The sequence below is a fragment of the Devosia sp. CAU 1758 genome, assembly GCF_054482695.1.
Genome location: NZ_JBTLRJ010000002.1, coordinates 475,101 through 493,907, shown reverse-complemented (window position 1 = coordinate 493,907; position 18,807 = coordinate 475,101). Strand labels below are relative to the sequence as shown.

Genomic DNA, 18,807 nt, shown 5'->3' with positions numbered 1-18,807 from the left:
ACCCTCCCCCTCGAGGGGAGGGGGTCGCTTGGCCGGCAGGCCCTGGCGAAGCTGGGAAGGGGGTCGCTCAGCCCCTTCACCCTCGAGATTTTCTCCTGATGCATCTCCTCTCCGCCCAGGCCGGTACAATCCAGCTCGAAGGCGAGGCCATCGACCTCGCCCAGTCGCCAGGCGACTATGTCTTCGCCTCCTCGGCCGATAGCGAACTGGCCATGCTCGCCGGCGCCGCCGACCGGGCAGGGGAGAACAGCCTGAGGCTCGCCAACACGCTCCGGCTCTCCAACAATCTCTCCGTCGATATGTGGCTGGAAAAGACCGTGGCCCATGCGCGTCTCGTCGTTCTCCGTCTCATCGGCGGCGCCGCCTATTTCCAATACGGCGTCGATGAACTGACCGCCCTCTGCGCCAACCGCAATATCCCGCTGGCGCTCCTCCCCGGCGACGCCAACCCCGATCCCATCCTGCGCGATCGTTCCACCCTCGACCCCGACGACTGGTCGGCTCTCCACCAGCTCTTCATCGCCGGCGGCCCCGACAATGCCGATGCGATCCTGAGCGCCTTCGCGAAACTCGCGGCGACTTCGCCTTCTCCCCTTGAGGGAGAAGGTGCCCGAAGGGCGGATGAGGGGTGCCTTTCTTCTTTGCAGCCCCAACCCTTCCCCCGCTACGGCCTCTGGCACCCCAGCACCGGCATTACCGACCAAGCGGGCTTGCGAAACCTCCACAAGTCGCGATGCGGCACCCTCCCCCTTGCGGGGACGGATGGGGAGGGGGGCTCGTTCAACGACTCTTCCGGTGGACCAGGGCGCCCCGCACACATCCCCATCCTCTTCTACCGCGCCGCCCTCGAAGGCGCCGGCACGGCCACGCTCGAAGCGCTCATCGCCGAACTCGAAGCCCGCGGCCTCGCCCCTGTGCCCGTGGTTGTCTCCTCCCTCAAGGAGGCCGCCTGCATCGCCTTCGTGCAGCAGACCCTGTCCGCCTTTCCGCCCTCGGCCATTTTCAATCTCACCGCCTTCGCCCTCGGCGTCGGCGACCTCGCGCCCGCACAAAACCCCTTTGCCGGTACGGACGCCCCGGTAATCCAGCTCATCCAATCTGGCCGCTCTCAGGGCCAATGGGCCGCTGACCCCCAAGGCCTCTCCTCCAAGGACATGGCGATGTACCTCGTCATGCCCGAGGTCGATGGCCGCATCGGGGGCCTGCTCGTCGGGCACAAGGCCGACGCCGTCTGGCACGACCGCACCCAATGCCCGCTCTCCGCCTATGCCCCTGACCATGGCGGCATCGCCCGCGCCGTCGACCTCGCCTTCAACTGGGCCCGCCTCCGCGCCACCCCCCGCGCCGACCGCCGCGTCGCCATCATCCTCGCCAATTACCCCATCCGCGACGGGCGCCTCGCCAACGGCGTCGGCTACGACGCTCCGGAATCGACTGTGCGCATGCTGATGGAAATGGAGACGGCGGGGTACGATCTGGCTGTGACGACTCCTGAGCCTCCCTCGCCCTTGATCGGAGGGGCCGAGGGCGGGGGTTCGGGCACATCCCTCTTTCCCAAAACCTCCGCGGAGCTGATAGACTTGCTCCAATCCGGACCCACCAATGCCAATTCCCAGCGCGGCCAATCCGCCGCCGTGCTCTCGCTTGCCCGCTATGGCGAGCTCTTTGCAGAACTCCCCGAACCCATCCGCTCCGCCGTCGGCGCCCGCTGGGGCGATCCGGCCACAGATCCCTTTGTCCGCGACGACGCCTTCCATCTCCCCGCGCACCGCTTCGGCAATGTCGTCCTGCTCCTCCAGCCGGCGCGAGGCTATAACCTCGACGAAACCGCCAGCTATCACGACCCCGCTCTGGTGCCCCCGCACGCCTATATCGCCGCCTATCTCTGGCTGCGCCACGACTTTGCCGCCCACGCCATGGTCCACAATGGCAAGCACGGCACCCTTGAATGGCTTCCCGGCAAATCTGCGGCGCTCGATGCCGATTGCTATCCCGATGCGCTTTGGGGCCAACTGCCGCATCTCTATCCCTTCATCGTCAACGATCCGGGTGAGGGTACCCAGGCCAAGCGCCGCACCGGCGCGGTCATCATCGACCATCTGGTGCCCCCGCTCACCCGCGCCGAAACCTATGGGCCGCTGAAAGACCTCGAAGCCCTGCTGGACGAATACTATGCCGCCTCCGGCATGGATCGCCGCCGCCTCAAGGACCTCAAGCGGCGCATCCTTGATTTCACCCGGGACAACCGCCTCGATCAGGACATCGGCCTGCCCGAAGACGAGGCCGCGGCGCTGATCAAGATCGACAACTTCCTCTGCGATTTGAAGGAAGCTCAGATCCGTGACGGCCTGCACGTCTTCGGGTCGTCGCCCAGGGGCGACATGCTGCGGGATCTGACCGTCGCGCTCGCCCGAATACCGCGCGGCGATTCCCAGGGGGATAACTCGCTGATCCGTGCTCTGGCCGACGATCTGAAGCTCGGTTTCGATCCGCTGACGGCGAAATTGGGGGAGGCCTGGACCGGCCCGGCGATAGAATATTCACACTTCGTTCATGAAGACACTCCTGGAACTGGTCAGAGGCGCATCGGCGACGTGGTCGAGCATCTCGAAATAATCGCTGCCGATCTTGTCTCCGGCACCCGTGCCTGCCAGGTCGACTGGACCGCCACCCGCGCTGTCCTCGACACTGTGGAAACCTTCATCAAGCCCCGCCTTGCCGCCTCGGGACCCGCAGAAATGCAGGCTTTTCTTGATGCCCTGGACGGAAAATTCATCGCCCCCGGCCCCTCCGGGGCCCCCTCGCGCGGCCGCCTCGACGTCCTGCCTACCGGGCGCAATTTCTACTCCGTCGACACCCGCGCCGTGCCTACCCCAAGTGCTTGGGAACTCGGCAAAAAATCCGCCGAAAGCCTGGTTCTCCGCCACCTTCAGGACCTTGGACAGCACCTGAAATCGGCCGCCCTCTCGGTCTGGGGCACCGCGAATATGCGCACCGGCGGCGACGACATCGCGCAGGCCCTGGCCCTCATCGGCGCCCGCCCCACCTGGGACCCCGGCTCGCTCCGCGTCTCCGGCTATGAGATCATCCCGCTCGCAAAACTCGGCCGCCCCCGCGTCGACGTAACCCTGCGGATTTCAGGCTTTTTCCGCGACGCCTTCCCGGCCCAGATTGCCCTGTTCGACCGCGCCGCCCGCGCCATCGGAGCGCTGGATGAGCCCGAGGACGACAACCCCATCGCCGCCCGCATGCGCGCCGAAGCGCTCGGCCTGATGGCCGAGGGTATGTCCGAGGCCGATGCGTCCCTCGAAGCCGGCGCCCGGATTTTCGGTTCAAAGCCAGGCACTTACGGCGCCGGCCTGGGCCAGCTCATCGATACTGGCAACTGGACCGAAAAGGTCGATCTGGCCAATCAGGTTCTCGCCTGGGGCCAGTATGCCTATGGCGCCAAATCCGCTGGCCTGCCCATGCAGGACCGATTCGCGACCCGCCTCGGCCAGATCGACGCAGTGATCCACAATCAGGACAATCGCGAGCACGACCTGCTCGACAGTGACAATTACTACCAGTTTGAAGGCGGTCTTTCTGTCGCTGCCGAAACCCTCTCCGGGATGAAACCTGCCGCTTACCACAACGATCACTCCCGCCCGGAAACACCCAAAATCCGCTCGCTAGACGAGGAAATCAGCCATGTCATGCGCTCCCGGGTCGTCAATCCGAAGTGGATCGCCGGCATGCAGCGCCACGGATATCGCGGCGCCTTCGAGATCATCGCCACGGTCGATTTCATGTTCGCCTTCGCCGCCACCACCGGCGCCGTGAAGACGCACCATTTCGACCTCGCCTTCGAGGCCTTCGTCGAAGACGATGCGGTGCGCGATTTCCTCAAGCAATCCAATCGCTTCGGCTATGATGAACTGCTCGCCAAGTTCAGTGAAGCCCGCCAGCGTGGCCTCTGGTCACCCCGCTCCAATTCCGTTTTTGCCTATCTGGAGGACCTAAAATGACCGACAAGCCGGCCAAGAAGACCGACCTCATGACCGAGGCCGAGCGCGATGCTTATCACGCTGAAAAGATGAAGAAGAAGAAAGCCGCGCGTGACAAGATCCTCTCCACCAAGACCGAGGAGAAGGGTCTGCTTGTCGTCCATACCGGTAAGGGCAAGGGCAAGTCCACGGCGGCCTTCGGCATGGTGTTCCGGGCGCTGGGCAATGGCATGCGCGTCGGCGTTGTTCAATTCGTCAAGGGCGTCTGGAACACCGGCGAGCGCACCGTGCTCGACAAGTTTCCCGACTCCGTGACCATCAATGCCATGGGCGAGGGCTTCACCTGGGACGTTGCCGACCGCCAGCGCGATCTGGCCGCCGCCGCCAAGGCCTGGGAGCAGGCCAAGGCGCTCATTCTCGACCCCGATTACGACATGGTGCTGCTGGATGAACTCAACATCTGCCTGCGCTACGACTATCTGCCGATCGCCGAAATCGTCGAATTCCTCCGCGACAAGCCAGCCAGCAAGCATGTTATTGTCACCGGCCGCAATGCCAAGGACGAGTTGATCGAGATCGCCGACCTGGTCACCGAGATGACCGAGATCAAGCATCACTTCCGCGCGGGCGTGAAGGCGCAGAAAGGGATCGAGTTTTAGCAGCCCATGGGGACGAACGAGCGCACCAGGCCCTCGAGAACAGAGTGCATCGGGGCCAGGTCTCGGGCCGGATAGGTCAGCCGGAACGCCGCATAGCTCTCGCCATCGCACAGCAGGATCATGCGCTGGTACAAAATGCTGTCACCCTGCGTGCCGGACCACGTGGCCCATCGCGGGGTAGCCGCCGAATAGCTGATTGCCCAACCCGCCTCGATATCTGAACCTGAACGGGTTGCGGCTTCGCCCTCGAGCGTGTCGGCGGAAAACCCGAGCCATCCGCCCCAGACGGTCAGTTCCTGCCTTCCATTGGGCAGGTAGAACACCTGGCCATCGCCATTGCTGCTCTCGCCCTGGCCACCGAAGCCCGGCGGCACGTCGATGCCATAGCCAAAGCGCACATTGTCATAATGCGTCCAGTACTGCGCCAGGGCAGGGGAGGCGACAAGCAACAGCACAATGGCAATGAGCCTAAGCATGGTGCAAAAATGCCCGCGGATCGCGTGCCGCGCAAGCGGCCTAGAGAACAACAATACCGGCATGCTTGGCTTTTTCTTCCGGCTCCACATGGATGGTAATCTGCACATCCTTCACCGCCTCGCGCAGCTTTGCCTCGATGGCGTCGCAGATTGTATGCGCGGCGTCCACGCTCATGGCCCCCGGCACAACGAGGTGAAAGTCAATAAAAGTCATGCGCCCGGCCTGGCGGGTGCGGATGTCATGCGCCTCCAGCGCCCCTTCCGCATTGGTGGCGATGACATCGCGAATGGTCTTCTGCGTATCGGCCGGGACTGCGACATCCATTAGCCCCCCGACGCTTTCGCGGATCACGCCCCAGCCAGACCACAGAATATTCATTGCCACCAGCGCCGCCAGAACCGCGTCGAGCTGTGCCCAGCCGGTCGCATAGACCAGTCCAAGCCCCACCAGCACCCCTGCGGTGGAAACAACGTCTGTCATTAGGTGCCGGCCATCGGCGGCAATAGCCGGCGAGCGCGCCTTGCGGCCCTCGCGGATCAGCACGAAGGCCCAGATCACGTTGATGAGTGTTGCCACACCGCTCACGGCCAGGCCCTGCACCGGCGCCTCGGGCAGTTCGGGGGCAAGAAAGCCGAATATGGCCTCGCGCAGGATGAGGATGGCGGCAACGATGATCATCACGCCCACCAGAACGGCCGAGAAATATTCGGCCTTGTGGTAGCCATAGGGTAGGGTGGCGTCTGCGGGTCGCTGGGTCAGCCGCACAGCGATCAGCGCCGCAATCGCCGTTACCACGTTGACGATCGATTCCAGCGCGTCCGAGTAGAGCGCAATCGAGCCAGTCAGCCACCAGGCCAGGAATTTGAGCCCCAGCACGATCACCCCGATCAAAATGCTGGTCGTGGCGATGGCAAGGGTGCGTTTGGCGGCCATGACGCGCCTCCTCTGCATGAGGTTCAGGCCATAGCGGACCAAGTGGGGGTGCGGCAAGTCATTGTATTTGCAAACGATTTTCAGAAGCATTCCGATCTGCCCGAATATCTATGCAAGCCATTGATTGACCACATGCTTTGCCGCGCCTAGAACCGGGTCAGCGCAGCGTTCCCAAGACGGAACTGAAACAGAGCTCGGTGCGGTCGACCAAATGCGGGACCTAATCCGGGGCTGCTAAGGTTTTTGAGCGGACCTGCCTCGTGTCACCGAGGCGAGAAATGATTGACGATTCTGTCGGGCACGGCCCGGCACAGGCAGTATCTGTCGGATCCGGGATAGTCGCCGGCCTGGGCCTGCGTGAACAGGCCAGCATACAGGATGTGCTGACGCTGCTCGACACCTGCCTTGCCCTCAAAGGCCTGGACCGCCGGCACATTGTCGCCTTGGCTTCGATGGATCGAAAGGCCGGTCATCCGGCATTGCTGCAAGCTGCGGCAACTTTGGGCCTGCCATTGCTGTCGCTTCCGACTTCCGCCCTGTCCCAAGCGGCGCCCAATCCGTCCCGCCGGGTGGCTGTAGCCATCGGCTTGTCATCCGTCGCCGAGGCGGCAGCCCTCGCCTTCGGGCCGCTGTTGCTCGAAAAGCAGCGCGGCGCCAATGTCACCTGCGCCCTGTCGCGCTATGCCCCGGTGGTCGGCAGGTCCAGCGCATCGAGAGCCGCCTCGACGCTGGCCACTTCCAGCGCCGGTCCATAGAGCGGCCGCGCGATCATGATCACCTGCACGCCCAATTGTCGCGCCGCTTCGAGCTTGGCTGCCGTTTGTCCGCCACCCGAATTCTTGCTGACCAGATGGGTGATGCCGTGACGCCGCAGCAGCGACAGCTCGTCGTCCAGCCCATAGGGTGGGCGACTGATGATCAGCTCGGCATGCCGGGGAAGCTCGAAACCCGGCGCCTCGATCACCCGCACATGTACGCGGCAATCGTCGCGCTCCAGATAGGTTTCCAGACCCGCATGCCCGGTGGTCAGCAGCACATTGACATTTGCGGGCAGGGCGTCGGCTGCCTCCTGCGGGGTCTCCACCATGATCCATTGCTGGTCCGGCAGCGGCTCCCATGGCGGTCGCATGTAGCGCACCAGCCTCGTGCCCGTGGCCCTGGACGCTGCTACCGCATTGATCGAAATCAGTCCCGCATACGGGTGCGTCGCATCTACCAGCCGCTCGATGCCGGCGGCACGCAGATAGGCGCAGAGTCCCGGTATGCCACCGAACGGGCCCATGCGCAGCCCGCCCTCGGGCAGGATCGGATCCTGCGTACGCCCCGCCAGCGAGGTGATGACCTCATGGCCCAGCACCACCAGGCGATTGGCCAATTGCCGCGCCTCGGCCGTCCCCCCCAGGATCAGGATTTTCATTCGTCGGAATCCATCTGTTCGGGTCAATGTGCCCGCGTCGCCCTGCGCACTCAAGAGGCGGCTGGCGCCCATGTCTGAAATCCATCTGCAGCAATTGGCCCATGCCGATTTCCCGCCCTTTGAGCCGGGCTCAGTCTGGCTCGTCGGCGCCGGTCCCGGCGGACCGGGCCTGCTGACCCTGCTGGCCTTCCACGCCCTGGGTCAGGCCGAAATCATCGTCCACGATGCGCTGGTGTCCCCCGACATTCTCAGGCTGGCGCCTGCCCATGTCGAGCGCATCCATGCCGGCAAGCGCGGCGGCAAACCGTCTCCGAAACAGGCCGACATCACCATTCGCCTTATCGAACTGGCGCGGTCGGGCAAGCGCGTGCTGCGTCTCAAGGGCGGTGATCCCTTCATGTTCGGGCGGGGCGGCGAAGAGGCCGGCGAACTGGCATACGCCGGCATTCCCTTCCGCATCGTTCCAGGCATTTCTTCGGGCCTGGGTGGCCTCGCCTATGCCGGCCTGCCAATCACCCATCGCGATACCAACCACGCCGTCATCTTCCTCACCGGCCACGATGAAACCGGCGCTGTTCCGGGCGCCGTCGACTGGGCTTCGGTGGCGCGGGCCGCCCCGGTCATTGTCATGTTCATGGCGGTCAAGCACCTCCCGGCCATAACCGCCCAGCTTCTCGCCGCCGGGCGCCAGTCCGAAGAGGCGCTGACCATCGTCTCCCATGTCGCCAATCCACATCAGGCTGTGCTCGAGACCACGCTCGGCGCCGCTGCCGACCTCACCGAGGTGCCCACCCCGGCCATTGTGGTGCTCGGCCCTGTTGCCCGCTATCGCGGCCAGCTCGACTGGTATGTGGCGGAGGTGCGGAGGCATGTCTTCGGCTAGGGGCCTCGTTATCGCCGCGCCGCGCTCTGGTTCCGGCAAGACGCTGGTGACGCTCGGCCTACTTGCCGCCCTGCGCCGCCGGGGCATGGTCGTGGCGCCGGCCAAGACCGGACCGGACTATATCGATCCGGTTTTTCTCGGCCATGCGGCGGGACGCGAAGCCATCAATCTCGATCCCTGGGCCATGCCCGCCACCCAGATTCGCGCCCTTGCCGCCCAGCACGCCACCGGCGCAGACCTGCTGCTGGTTGAAGGCGTCATGGGCCTTTTCGATGCCGCTGCCGATGGTCACGGCTCCACTGGCGATCTGGCCGAAACACTCGGCCTGCCGGTACTCTTCGTCGTCGATGCCGACCGCCATAGCCAGTCCGTCGCGCCGCTGGTGGCCGGCTTTGCCAACTGGCGGCCGGGCGTTCACATCGCCGGGCTCATTCTCAATCGCGTCGCCAGCGCCAGACACGAGCGCATGCTGGTTGCGGCCCTTACGGCAACCGGCCTGCCACTGCTCGGCGCCATCCCGCGCCGCAGCGAGCTCGTGGTGCCAGAGCGGCATCTGGGTCTGGTCCTACCCGGCGAGATGCGCGGCTTTGCGCCATTCCTCGATACCGCTGCGGAGGCCATTGGTGATTTCGTCGATCTCGATGCCCTGGTGAACCTTGTCACACCGGTCCCTGCGGCGGACAGCCTGCCCAAATCGCTGCCGCCTCTGGGCCAACGCATGGCCATAGCGCGCGATGCGGCTTTCGCGTTTCTCTACCCGCATCTGCTCGATGGCTGGCGCGGGCAGGGGGCTGAACTCAGTTTCTTCTCCCCGCTCGCCAACGAGGCACCGGCGCCCTATGCCGACGCGGTGTTCCTGCCCGGTGGCTATCCCGAACTGCACGGCGGGACACTCTCCGCCGCCACCGGCTTTCACGCTGGCCTGGTCGCTGCCCGTGATCGCGGCGCGCTGATCTATGGCGAATGCGGGGGCTTTATGGCCCTTGGCGAGGCGCTGGTCGACAAGGCGGGCATCAGCCACGCCATGGCCGGCCTTCTGCCTGTCGTCACCCGCATTGACCGGCCCAAGCGCGTGCTCGGCTATCGTCGCCTGCTGCACGAAAGCGCCTTGCCCTGGCCCGCCGGCCTCAATGGCCACGAATTCCACTATTCCTCGGCCAAACAGACCGGCCTGCCGCCGCTCTTCGAAGCGCTCGACGCCGAGGGCATCCGCCAATTGCCCATGGGCGGCGTCCTCGGCCGCGTCATGGGGTCTTACGCTCATGTCATCGCTGCGCAAGAATAGACGGTGCGTCAGATTAAGTTCTAGGTTCGCTCATGAAGAAGCTTTCCGACTATCCAGAATTTTTGCACCCGCTATTCGCTGCGATAGGCAAGGCAATGGATAGGCCGCAATTACATCCCGGCGTCCTTGATGCCATCCCCAAGACATTTGACGGTTTCAAGCCAGGAGATCGGATCACCATTCATCACGTTTCTGGGTCGGGTTTGCCACGAGGAAAAGGGTATTATGTAGTAGAGCTTGCAGGTTCAGAAGGCGGATTGCGCTGGAAATTCTGGTCAGGAGAACTTCAAATTCTTGCACTAGAAGCCGTCCATTCCAGCGAGTTAGGTGCCGGCGTTTGCGAAAATTAGACAACGTCATGGGCACTTCGTTCCGGCCATGACCAGATCCCTGATGTTCATGGGCACCGGCTCCGATGTCGGAAAATCGCTGATCGTGGCGGGGCTCTGCCGCGCCCTCGCCAATCGCGGTCTCTCCGTTGCCCCTTTCAAGCCGCAGAACATGAGCAATAATGCTGCCGTCGCCGAGGATGGCGGCGAGATCGGCCGTGCCCAGGCTTTGCAGGCCCGAGCCGCCCGCCGCGCCCCCATCACCGCCATGAACCCGGTGCTTCTCAAGCCCGAAGGTGAAACCGGCTCGCAGGTCGTCGTGCGTGGCCAGCGCCGTCAAAGCATGAGTGCGCGCCAATATTGGGCCGACCGTGCCCGGCTCTTGCCCGAAGTGCTCGAGGCCTTTCGCGATCTCTCCGCCACCGCAGACTACGTTCTCGTCGAAGGCGCCGGTAGCGCTTCCGAGGTCAATTTGCGCTCCGGCGACATCGCCAATTTCGGCTTCGCCCGCGCCGCCAATGTACCGATCGTGCTCATTGGTGACATTCACCGGGGCGGTGTCATCGCCTCCATTGTCGGCACCATGGCGGTCATCGACCCTGAGGATGCAGCGCTGGTGCGCGCCAGCCTCATCAACAAGTTCTTTGGCGATCCGGCGCTGTTCGAAAGCGGCAAGGCGTTCCTGTCCGAGCGCACCGGCCTGCCATGCTTTGGCCCCGTGCCCCATTTTTCCGATGCGGCGAAACTCCCCGCCGAGGATGCCCTGGCGCTCGAAAGCTATTCCGGCGGGTCCGGCGCATTCCACATCGCCGTGCCGCGCCTGCCGCGCATTGCCAATTTCGACGACCTCGATCCGCTGCGCGCCGAACCCGGCGTCACCCTGACGCTGGTGCCGCCGGGCGATGCCCTTCCCCGCGACGCCGACCTCATCCTCCTGCCCGGGTCCAAGGCCACCCGCGCTGACGTTTCTGCCCTTGTTGCCAATGGCTGGAACGTGGACATCAAGGCCCACCACCGGGCCGGTGGCACGGTCATGGGCATTTGCGGCGGCTACCAGATGCTCGGCCGCATCATTGCCGATCCAGACGGCATTGAGGGCGCCCCCGGCACCACCACCGGCCTTGGCCTCCTCGATGTCGAAACCGTGCTGGCCCCCACCAAGCAATTGCGTCTGGAAACCGCGATCCACGCGGCCTCAGGCGAGCCGTTGTCCGGCTATCACATGCATATGGGCGTCACGACTGGATCGGATCGGGACCGTCCCTTCGCTCATGTCGGCATTGAACCCGAGGGCGCCATCAGTGCCGATGGCCGGATCATAGGCACCTATCTCCATGGCCTCTTTGCCGCCGACGCCTTCCGCCGTTCCTTTCTGGCCCATGCCGCCAGCCCGGACCTTGCCTTTGAGGCAGGGGTGGAGAGCGCGCTTGATGGTCTTGCGGCGCACCTCGAAACCCATATCGATATCGACCAATTGCTGGCGCTTGCCGCCCCGACAAAGACCTGACACATGGACCCGCTCATTTCCCCGCTGGCCCTCGCCATCGAACGACAGCTCGGCTATCCGCAATCGCTGGTAGCGCGGATCGGCCATCCAGTGATCTGGTTCGGCAAGCTGATCACCTTCTGCGAAAACCGCCTCAACACCCCCAGCCGCACGCCCGCCCCGCGACGGCTCGCCGGCATTGTGGCCCTCGGGCTCTTGGTGCTGTCCGTTCTGATCGTCACGGTCGGCATTCGCACCATTCTGTCCTGGCTGCCGCTGGGTTGGCTGCTGGAGATGCTGCTCGCCACGGCCTTCCTGGCACAAAAAGAGCTTGGCCGCGCCGTCGCTGCCGTGTCCGAAGCCCTACGGACGTCGCTCGACGCCGGCCGCGAAGCGGTCAGCCACGTCGTCGGACGCGATCCACAGACCCTGGACGAGCCGGGCGTTGCCCGCGCCGCCATCGAAACCCTTGCCGAAAGCACCTCCGATGGTGTCGTCGCGCCCTGGGTCTTCCTCGTGCTGTTCGGGCTTCCGGGCATCGCTCTCTACAAGGCCGTCAACACTGCCGATTCGATGATCGGTCATCGTGACACCCGCTATCGAGACTACGGCTGGGCAGCGGCAAAGCTTGATGATGTGCTCAACTGGATACCCGCCCGCCTCAGCGCCGTTCTAATCACCGCCGCCTGCTTCTTCGTGCCGGGCGCCAGCCCCGGCAAGGCCTGGGCGACGGCGCAGCGCGATGCGCAAAAGCATGATTCGCCCAATGCCGGTTGGCCGGAAGCAGCCTTTGCAGGCGCGTTGAACTTCCAGCTTGGTGGCCCCCGCAGCTATGGTGGCGAACTGGTCGACTTGCCAGCGTTCGGGGGCGGCAAGCCCGGCCTTGGCCCGAGCGACATCATGCTGGCCCTGCTTCTCTATCGGCGTACGCTCGATGTGCTGCTCGGTGTCAGCGCTCTGCTGGCGCTGATGGTCTTGGTCAGTTGAACCTGGCTGGCTGGTCACCCTTCATCACCAGGGGCAGGCCCGCAGCGACGAAATAAACGTCGTCGCAGATTTCGGCTAGCCGCTGATGCGCAGATCCGGCAAGGTCGCGGAAGGTGCGGGCCATGGCATTGTCCGGGACGATCCCGAGCCCGACCTCATTGCTCACCAAAATCACCTTTGCCTGCTGGAACTCCATCAATGTCGCGCAAAGTTCGCCGACGGCGGTGGCGACATCTTCATTAGCGATAAGTAAGTTGGTGATCCACAGGGTCAGGCAGTCGACCAGGATGACGTCATGACTGATCCCGGCCTTGAGGATTGCGTGCGAGAGTTCGGTCGGTTCCTCGATCGTGGTGAAGCGCTCTCCACGGCTGGCCTGGTGGCTGCTCACCCGGTCGCGCATTTCCTCATCCAGAATATCGGCCGTTGCCAAGTAGGCTGGTCGCGAACCGGCATGCAGGGCCAGCCGCTCGGCAAACGCCGTCTTGCCCGAGCGCGCGCCGCCCAGTACCAGGCAATGTCGAGTCATCTTGCGTTTCCTCTTCGGGCGCCGCCGCGACCCGGATTAGTGCTTGTTACCTTCGCCCCAAACGGGCTTGCTGGGCAAGCCGTTCCGCAGTGTCGCCGCGCGCGCACGAATGCCATGCACAAGCAGGGCTTGGCAGGCGCATTTTATTAGCCCTACTACTTTCGTCTTAGCGTCTTTCGCATTATGGTCCGCGCCGAAACGACCCCCTAGTTTGGGACGGAGAGGTTGGACCAGTCGGTCCGGGGCCCTCGCTTCCCATCCCACCCACGGAGATGCCTTTCGTGCCGCGATATTACCTTGGCGTTGACGGTGGTGGCACCAATTGCCGCGTGCGGCTGGCCAACGAACATCTCGAAACGCTGGCTGAGGTCAAGAACGGCCGCTCGAACCTGCAGATCGATGGTGGCGAACCCGCCTACAAGGCCATCAGCGATGGTGCGCGCGACGTGTTCAGGGCCGCCGGCATTGACTTCGCCCAGGCCGCCAATACCTATGCCTGTTTTGGCATGGCCGGCGGGCGCATGGATTCGGCGCGCGATGCCTTCGCGGCTCGGCCCTGGCCATTTGCCGGCGTCAAGGTCTATGACGATATCGATATCGCCCATGCCGGCGCCCTGGGGGGCGAAGAGGGGGGCGTGGTCATCATCGGCACCGGCTCTGCCGCGATGTCCATCGTAAACGGCACCCGTCATCAGGCCGGCGGCTGGGGTTTTCATATCGGCGACCAGATGAGCGGCGCAATTCTCGGGCGCGAACTGGTCCGCTATACGGTCGAGGCCGAGGACGGCATGGTAGAGGCCTCGCCCCTGACCCGGGCGGTGGCGGCCGCGCTCGGCGGCAACAACCAGGCCATCATGACCTGGTCCTTCGCCACCGCCATGGACCTCACCCTTACGAGCCGCGACGGCTCCGAAGGGTGCGATGACGCGCTGGTCGGCCGGGCCCCGGGTGAATTCGGCAAGCTCATGCCGCTGTTTTTCGATTATCTCGAACAGGATGACCCGGTGGCGCGCAAGCTCCTCGCCATCCAGTTAGGCTATGTCGATACCTATGTGCGCTGGTTCAGATCCCATGGCGCTTCGGTCATGGCCATTGTCGGGGGGCTGGGACATCGCCTCTTCCCGGTCCTCCAGCAGCAATATGGTGACTTTGTCGCCCTGCCCAAATACGAACCCCTGCATGGCGCGGTGATCCTCGCCCGGCAGAATTTCGCGTCAAACTAAGGACCTCCACTTTGTCCAGCCGTATCATTCCCGTTCAACCCTTCGACTATGTGGTGTTTGGCGCCACCGGCGATCTGACCAAGCGCAAGCTGATTCCGGCGCTCTACCACCGCTTCAAGGATGGGCAGTTCGACGAACAGAGCCGCATCATTGGTGTGTCCCGATCCAAGTTCAGCGACGCTGAATTCCAGAAGCTGGCCGGTGACGCCGTCGCCCAGTTCGTCGAGGAGGACTATCAGGACGCTGCGGTCATCAAGCGGTTCCTGACCATCTTCTCCTACGTGGTCAACGACGTGTCAGATGAGGCCGGCTGGGGCGACCTCAAGAAGGCCCTGCGTGACGATCCCAAGGTGGTCCGCGCCTTCTACCTGGCCGTAGCTCCGGATCTGTTCGAGCCTATCGCCGAGCAATTGAGTAAGACCAAGGTCTATCGTCGCGACGCCCGCGTCGTCATCGAGAAGCCACTGGGGCACGACCTGGCGTCATCCATCGAGATCAACGATGGCGTCGCCAAGATTTTCAAGGAAGATCAGGTCTATCGCATCGACCACTATCTCGGCAAAGAGACTGTGCAGAACCTGCTCGCCCTGCGCTTTGCCAATACCCTGTTCGAGCCGATCTGGAACTCTGCCCATATCGATCACGTGCAACTGACCGTGGCGGAAAGCGTCGGCGCCGGCACGCGCGGCTATTACGACGAGTCTGGCGCCCTGCGCGACATGATCCAGAACCACATGCTGCAACTGCTCTGCCTTGTGGCCATGGAGCCGCCCGCCAGCGACGACGCCAATGCCCTGCGTGACGAAAAACTCAAGGTGCTGCGCGCCTTGCGGCCCATCGCCAATGGTGATGTGTCGAAACTGACGGTGCGTGGCCAGTATCGTGGCGTGAAATCCGAGACAGCATCGGTCGCCAGCTATCAGGACGAACTGCCCGAGGACAAGAAGGGCAGCCATACCGAGACCTTCGTGGCCATGAAGGCCGAGATCGACAATTGGCGCTGGGCCGGCGTGCCCTTTTACCTGCGCACCGGCAAACGCATGGCGGAGCGCGTCTCCGAAATTTGCATCCAGTTCAAGCCCATCCCGCATTCGATCTTTGATCATGCTGAGGGTGCGCCTAAGGCCAACAAGCTGATCATCCGCCTGCAGCCCGACGAGGGCGTCAAGATGATGATGATGATCAAGGACCCCGGTCCGGGCGGCATGCGCCTTCGTCAGGTGCCGCTGAACCTGAGCTTTGCCGAGACGTTCACCGAGCGCACACCCGAGGCCTATGAACGCCTGCTGCTCGACGTCGTGCGCGGCAACCAGACCCTGTTCATGCGTCGCGACGAACTGGAAGCCGCCTGGCGCTGGGTCGATCCGATTCGCGAGGCCTGGGATCGCTCCTCCGAGCCGCCACAGACCTATACCGCCGGCACCTGGGGCCCGAGCGGCGCCGTGGCGCTGATCGAGCGCGATGGCCGCACCTGGTATGAGGGACCCACCTCATGACCATCGATCGCCGCAGTTTTGCCGACAAGCCCACCCTTGCCAAGGAACTGGCCGAGGCCGTCGCCGACCGTATTCGAGCCGCCATTGCCGAGCGCGGTACGGCTGCCATTGCCGTATCGGGCGGCTCGACGCCTGGTAAATTCTTCAACGCCTTGGGCAAGACCAAGGACATCGAGTGGGACAAGGTGATCGTCACCCTGGTAGACGAGCGCTGGGTTGATGAAACCAGCGACCGCTCCAATGCACTGCTGGTCAACGAGAAGCTGCTACAGGGGCCCGCAGCCACGGCCCGCTTCTTCCCGCTCTATTCCGGTGGCGACGAGCCCACGGACGCGGCGATTGCCAAGACCAACTCCTTGATGGCGGACCTGCCGCAACCCTTTGCCGCCGTGATCCTGGGAATGGGCAGCGACGGCCACACCGCCAGCTTCTTTCCCGGTGGCGACACGCTCTCCGAGGCGCTGACCGCTCCCGGCCCGACGCTCGCCATTCGCGCCCCCGGCGCCGGCGAGCCGCGCATTACCTTCACCCTGCCGCGCCTGCTCGAGACGGATGGCCTCTACCTGCACATCGAGGGCGACGAAAAGGCCGAGGTGTTGGAGAAGGCCCTGGGCGATGGCCCGGTCGAAGACATGCCGATCCGCGCCGTGCTGCGCGCGGACGCGGCGGTAACAGTTTACTGGTGTCCATGAGGCTCCTGGGGCGGTCCCCAATCGACCGCCCTGGCCGCTGACGGATATCGGTATTTTGATGCAAGGATTTCCGCGCCAGCGGCCCCCTTCTGGCGCGCCCTTGCCCAGCTTTGGAGAGATTGCATGACTGTCCGCCAGGCTATCCAGGACGTGACCGACCGCATTGCCGCGCGCAGCCGCGACAGCCGCCGCGACTATCTCAACCGCCTTGATGCCGCCAAGGAGCAGGGCGTCTACCGCGCCGCGCTGTCTTGCGGCAATCTCGCCCATGGCTTTGCCGCCTGCAGCCCTTCCGAAAAGGCGGCGCTGGCCGGCAACAAGACGCTGAACCTGGGCATCATCAATTCCTACAACGATATGCTGAGCGCCCATCAGCCCTATCAATTCTATCCCGAAATCATCAAGCAGGCGGCCCGCGAAATCGGCGCCACGGCGCAGGTGGCAGGCGGCGTGCCGGCCATGTGCGACGGTGTCACCCAGGGCCAGCCGGGCATGGACCTCTCGCTGTTCTCGCGCGATGTCATCGCCATGGCCACGGCGATTTCGCTCAGCCACAACATGTTCGACGCCGCCGTCTACCTTGGCATCTGCGACAAGATCGTGCCGGGCCTGGTCATCGGCGCGCTGGCATTCGGCCACCTGCCGGCCGTGTTCATCCCCGCCGGGCCAATGCCCTCGGGCCTGCCCAATGACGAGAAGAGCAAGGTCCGCCAGCTCTATATGGAGGGCAAGGTCGGCCGCGCCGAACTGCTCGAAGCCGAGAGCAAGTCCTACCATTCGGCCGGCACCTGTACCTTCTATGGCACCGCCAATTCCAACCAGATGCTCATGGAAATCATGGGCCTGCACCTGCCCGGCGCCAGCTTCGTCAATCCCGGCACGCCGCTGCGCGACGCCCTGACCCGCGAGGCCACCAAGCGCGCCCTGTCGCTTTCGGCCCTCGGAAATAACTACACCCCCATCGGCCACATCATGGACGAGAAGGCCTTCGTCAACGGCCTTGTCGGTCTCCACGCCACGGGCGGCTCGACCAACCACACCATGCACCTGATCGCCATGGCCGCCGCCGCCGGCATCCAGATCACCTGGGATGACATGAGCGACCTCTCCGATGCCACGCCCCTCCTGGCGCGGGTCTATCCCAATGGCGTCGCCGACGTGAACCATTTCCACGCCGCTGGGGGCATGGGCTTTCTCATCAAGGAACTGCTCGAAAGCGGGCACCTGCACGAAGACGTCAAGACCGTCTGGGGAGATGGCCTCTCCAATTACACGGTGGAAGCCAAGCTCATCGAGGACACCCTCAGCTTCGAACAGTCGCCTGCCGAAAGCGCGCTGCCCAAGGTTCTGACCAGCACCAGGACCCCGTTCCAGCCCACCGGCGGCCTGAAACTCCTCAAGGGCAATCTCGGTCGCTCGGTCATCAAGGTCTCGGCGGTCAAGCCCGAACACCGCGTCATCGAGGCGCCGGCGCGGGTCTTCCATAGCCAGGATGGCCTTCAGGCCGCCTTCAAGTCCGGTGAGATCGCCGGCGACGTCATTGCCGTCGTCCGCTTCTCCGGCCCCAAGGCCCTGGGCATGCCCGAACTGCATAAGCTCACCCCATCGCTGGCCAATCTGCAGGATCGCGGCTTCAAGGTGGCGCTGCTCACTGACGGCCGCATGTCCGGCGCCTCGGGCAAGGTGCCGGCAGCCATCCACATGACCCCCGAAGCCATGGATGGCGGCCCGATCAGCAAGATCCGCGATGGCGACATGATCCGGCTCGACGCCAACGAAGGCACGCTGACCTTCCTGGGCGACGAGAAGGAATTCCTCTCCCGCACTCCCGCCACCGAAGACCTCCGTCCGTCCCATTTCGGCATGGGCCGCGAACTCTTCGCCGGCTTCCGCAGCCTGGTGGGCGTAGCGGACAAGGGCGCGAGCGTGTTCGGGTAGGAGCGGTGTGGTGGCGGCAGTCAAGACCTGGTTGGCAATTGCAATCTTTGTCTTCCTGCCAGTGGGCTACCTCGTCGAGTGTAGCTACAAGCCGCAATTGCTTCTCAACGAAACGACCCGGCACCTCTATCAGTATCGGGACATGCGGCAGCGGAATAACGAGGTAAGCCTCATCCCGGGACTGTTTCAGGGTGGCGAGCCTAAGCAGCAGGTAGAATTGCAGCTTTTAAGCGCCGGCCTGCAGACGTGGAGTACCTCCTATGGAGCGATGCCACCGGGTGCCGTCTCCACCCAGCGATATCGCCTAAGCGCGGGTGTCCGGGACATGGCCTGCGGCAGCGAGCTATTCGTGCGCATTGGTTATGACGAGAGCGATCAATTGACGTCTGCGACTATTAGCCAGGGCGGCGCCTGCCTCTGATCAGGCCCCTCCTTCGGGCGCAGCCCTCATGGCCTTCTCGCCTATATTCGCTCCACTGGAGCGAAT

General features: G+C 64.1%; 17 protein-coding genes. 13 read left to right on the top strand and 4 right to left on the bottom strand.

The genetic code is table 11. The annotated features are described in order from the left end of the window. Window positions 1-98: 98 nt before the first annotated feature. Window positions 99-4,007, top strand: coding sequence for a cobaltochelatase subunit CobN (cobN, locus tag ACXYMS_RS08425; RefSeq protein ID WP_458905379.1), 3,909 nt, complete (start codon window positions 99-101; stop codon window positions 4,005-4,007). Continuing rightward, window positions 4,004-4,645 (top strand): cob(I)yrinic acid a,c-diamide adenosyltransferase, encoded by a 642-nt coding sequence (cobO, locus tag ACXYMS_RS08420; RefSeq protein ID WP_458905378.1) that lies wholly within the window; start codon window positions 4,004-4,006, stop codon window positions 4,643-4,645. The genes cobN and cobO overlap by 4 nt, the downstream gene beginning before the upstream one ends. Here cobO and ACXYMS_RS08415 read toward each other — a convergent pair. Both ACXYMS_RS08415 and ACXYMS_RS08410 read right to left on the bottom strand, forming a co-directional pair. Beyond that, window positions 4,642-5,121, bottom strand: coding sequence for a hypothetical protein (locus ACXYMS_RS08415; RefSeq protein WP_458905376.1), 480 nt, complete (start codon window positions 5,119-5,121; stop codon window positions 4,642-4,644). The genes cobO and ACXYMS_RS08415 overlap by 4 nt on opposite strands. A gap of 40 nt (window positions 5,122-5,161) precedes the next feature. Further along, window positions 5,162-6,055, bottom strand: a complete 894-nt coding sequence (locus ACXYMS_RS08410; RefSeq protein ID WP_458905374.1) for a cation diffusion facilitator family transporter — start codon at window positions 6,053-6,055, stop codon at window positions 5,162-5,164. 278 nt (window positions 6,056-6,333) lie between these two features. Between ACXYMS_RS08410 and ACXYMS_RS08405 the strand changes: the two genes are divergently transcribed. Beyond that, window positions 6,334-6,810 carry a cobalamin biosynthesis protein gene (locus tag ACXYMS_RS08405; protein WP_458905372.1) on the top strand — a complete coding sequence of 159 codons (477 nt, stop codon included), beginning with the start codon at window positions 6,334-6,336 and terminating at the stop codon, window positions 6,808-6,810. Here the strand turns inward: ACXYMS_RS08405 and ACXYMS_RS08400 are convergent. After that, window positions 6,735-7,472: a cobalt-precorrin-6A reductase gene (locus ACXYMS_RS08400; RefSeq protein WP_458905371.1), complete on the bottom strand. Its 738-nt coding sequence runs from the start codon at window positions 7,470-7,472 to the stop codon at window positions 6,735-6,737. The genes ACXYMS_RS08405 and ACXYMS_RS08400 overlap by 76 nt on opposite strands. Before the next feature lie 70 nt (window positions 7,473-7,542). Here ACXYMS_RS08400 and cobA point away from each other — a divergent pair, with 70 nt between their 5' ends. Genes cobA through cbiB form a run of 5 tightly spaced genes read left to right on the top strand, consistent with a single transcriptional unit; the run spans window position 7,543 to window position 12,442 of the window. After that, on the top strand, window positions 7,543-8,355 hold the full coding sequence (gene cobA, locus ACXYMS_RS08395) for a uroporphyrinogen-III C-methyltransferase (RefSeq protein ID WP_458905369.1): 813 nt from the start codon (window positions 7,543-7,545) through the stop codon (window positions 8,353-8,355). Then, window positions 8,342-9,640 carry a cobyrinate a,c-diamide synthase gene (locus ACXYMS_RS08390; protein WP_458905368.1) on the top strand — a complete coding sequence of 433 codons (1,299 nt, stop codon included), beginning with the start codon at window positions 8,342-8,344 and terminating at the stop codon, window positions 9,638-9,640. Before cobA ends, ACXYMS_RS08390 begins: the two co-directional genes overlap by 14 nt. Window positions 9,641-9,672: 32 nt before the next feature. Continuing rightward, window positions 9,673-9,990 (top strand): hypothetical protein, encoded by a 318-nt coding sequence (locus ACXYMS_RS08385; protein ID WP_458905366.1) that lies wholly within the window; start codon window positions 9,673-9,675, stop codon window positions 9,988-9,990. 43 nt (window positions 9,991-10,033) lie between these two features. Next, the gene (locus ACXYMS_RS08380; RefSeq protein WP_458905941.1) at window positions 10,034-11,476 is read left to right on the top strand and encodes a cobyric acid synthase; all 1,443 of its coding nucleotides are present in this window, start codon (window positions 10,034-10,036) and stop codon (window positions 11,474-11,476) included. A gap of 3 nt (window positions 11,477-11,479) precedes the next feature. Further along, complete coding sequence (cbiB, locus tag ACXYMS_RS08375; protein ID WP_458905364.1) at window positions 11,480-12,442, top strand: adenosylcobinamide-phosphate synthase CbiB; 963 nt, start codon at window positions 11,480-11,482, stop codon at window positions 12,440-12,442. Here the strand turns inward: cbiB and cobU are convergent. After that, entirely contained in the window at window positions 12,435-12,971 is a 537-nt protein-coding gene (gene cobU / locus ACXYMS_RS08370; protein ID WP_458905363.1) for a bifunctional adenosylcobinamide kinase/adenosylcobinamide-phosphate guanylyltransferase, read from the bottom strand. The genes cbiB and cobU overlap by 8 nt on opposite strands. A gap of 281 nt (window positions 12,972-13,252) precedes the next feature. Between cobU and ACXYMS_RS08365 the strand changes: the two genes are divergently transcribed. The 5 genes from ACXYMS_RS08365 (at window position 13,253) to ACXYMS_RS08345 (ending at window position 18,741) form a co-directional block, all read left to right on the top strand. Further along, entirely contained in the window at window positions 13,253-14,194 is a 942-nt protein-coding gene (locus ACXYMS_RS08365) for a glucosamine kinase nucleotide-binding domain-containing protein (RefSeq protein ID WP_458905361.1), read from the top strand. 11 nt (window positions 14,195-14,205) lie between these two features. Further along, window positions 14,206-15,690: a glucose-6-phosphate dehydrogenase gene (zwf, locus tag ACXYMS_RS08360; protein WP_458905359.1), complete on the top strand. Its 1,485-nt coding sequence runs from the start codon at window positions 14,206-14,208 to the stop codon at window positions 15,688-15,690. Beyond that, window positions 15,687-16,382 (top strand): 6-phosphogluconolactonase, encoded by a 696-nt coding sequence (pgl, locus tag ACXYMS_RS08355; RefSeq protein ID WP_458905357.1) that lies wholly within the window; start codon window positions 15,687-15,689, stop codon window positions 16,380-16,382. Before zwf ends, pgl begins: the two co-directional genes overlap by 4 nt. 123 nt (window positions 16,383-16,505) lie before the next feature. Beyond that, window positions 16,506-18,320 carry a phosphogluconate dehydratase gene (gene edd / locus ACXYMS_RS08350; RefSeq protein ID WP_458905355.1) on the top strand — a complete coding sequence of 605 codons (1,815 nt, stop codon included), beginning with the start codon at window positions 16,506-16,508 and terminating at the stop codon, window positions 18,318-18,320. Window positions 18,321-18,330: 10 nt separating this feature from the next. Continuing rightward, window positions 18,331-18,741 (top strand): hypothetical protein, encoded by a 411-nt coding sequence (locus ACXYMS_RS08345; RefSeq protein WP_458905354.1) that lies wholly within the window; start codon window positions 18,331-18,333, stop codon window positions 18,739-18,741. Window positions 18,742-18,807 lie beyond the last annotated feature (66 nt).

Coding starts and splice junctions, on each gene's coding strand:
- cobN (WP_458905379.1), top strand. CDS start 99: ATGCATCTCCTCTCCGCCCAGGCCGGTACAATCCAGCTCGAAGGCGAG.
- cobO (WP_458905378.1), top strand. CDS start 4,004: ATGACCGACAAGCCGGCCAAGAAGACCGACCTCATGACCGAGGCCGAG.
- ACXYMS_RS08415 (WP_458905376.1), bottom strand. CDS start 5,121: ATGCTTAGGCTCATTGCCATTGTGCTGTTGCTTGTCGCCTCCCCTGCC.
- ACXYMS_RS08410 (WP_458905374.1), bottom strand. CDS start 6,055: ATGGCCGCCAAACGCACCCTTGCCATCGCCACGACCAGCATTTTGATC.
- ACXYMS_RS08405 (WP_458905372.1), top strand. CDS start 6,334: ATGATTGACGATTCTGTCGGGCACGGCCCGGCACAGGCAGTATCTGTC.
- ACXYMS_RS08400 (WP_458905371.1), bottom strand. CDS start 7,472: ATGAAAATCCTGATCCTGGGGGGGACGGCCGAGGCGCGGCAATTGGCC.
- cobA (WP_458905369.1), top strand. CDS start 7,543: ATGTCTGAAATCCATCTGCAGCAATTGGCCCATGCCGATTTCCCGCCC.
- ACXYMS_RS08390 (WP_458905368.1), top strand. CDS start 8,342: ATGTCTTCGGCTAGGGGCCTCGTTATCGCCGCGCCGCGCTCTGGTTCC.
- ACXYMS_RS08385 (WP_458905366.1), top strand. CDS start 9,673: ATGAAGAAGCTTTCCGACTATCCAGAATTTTTGCACCCGCTATTCGCT.
- ACXYMS_RS08380 (WP_458905941.1), top strand. CDS start 10,034: ATGTTCATGGGCACCGGCTCCGATGTCGGAAAATCGCTGATCGTGGCG.
- cbiB (WP_458905364.1), top strand. CDS start 11,480: ATGGACCCGCTCATTTCCCCGCTGGCCCTCGCCATCGAACGACAGCTC.
- cobU (WP_458905363.1), bottom strand. CDS start 12,971: ATGACTCGACATTGCCTGGTACTGGGCGGCGCGCGCTCGGGCAAGACG.
- pgl (WP_458905357.1), top strand. CDS start 15,687: ATGACCATCGATCGCCGCAGTTTTGCCGACAAGCCCACCCTTGCCAAG.
- edd (WP_458905355.1), top strand. CDS start 16,506: ATGACTGTCCGCCAGGCTATCCAGGACGTGACCGACCGCATTGCCGCG.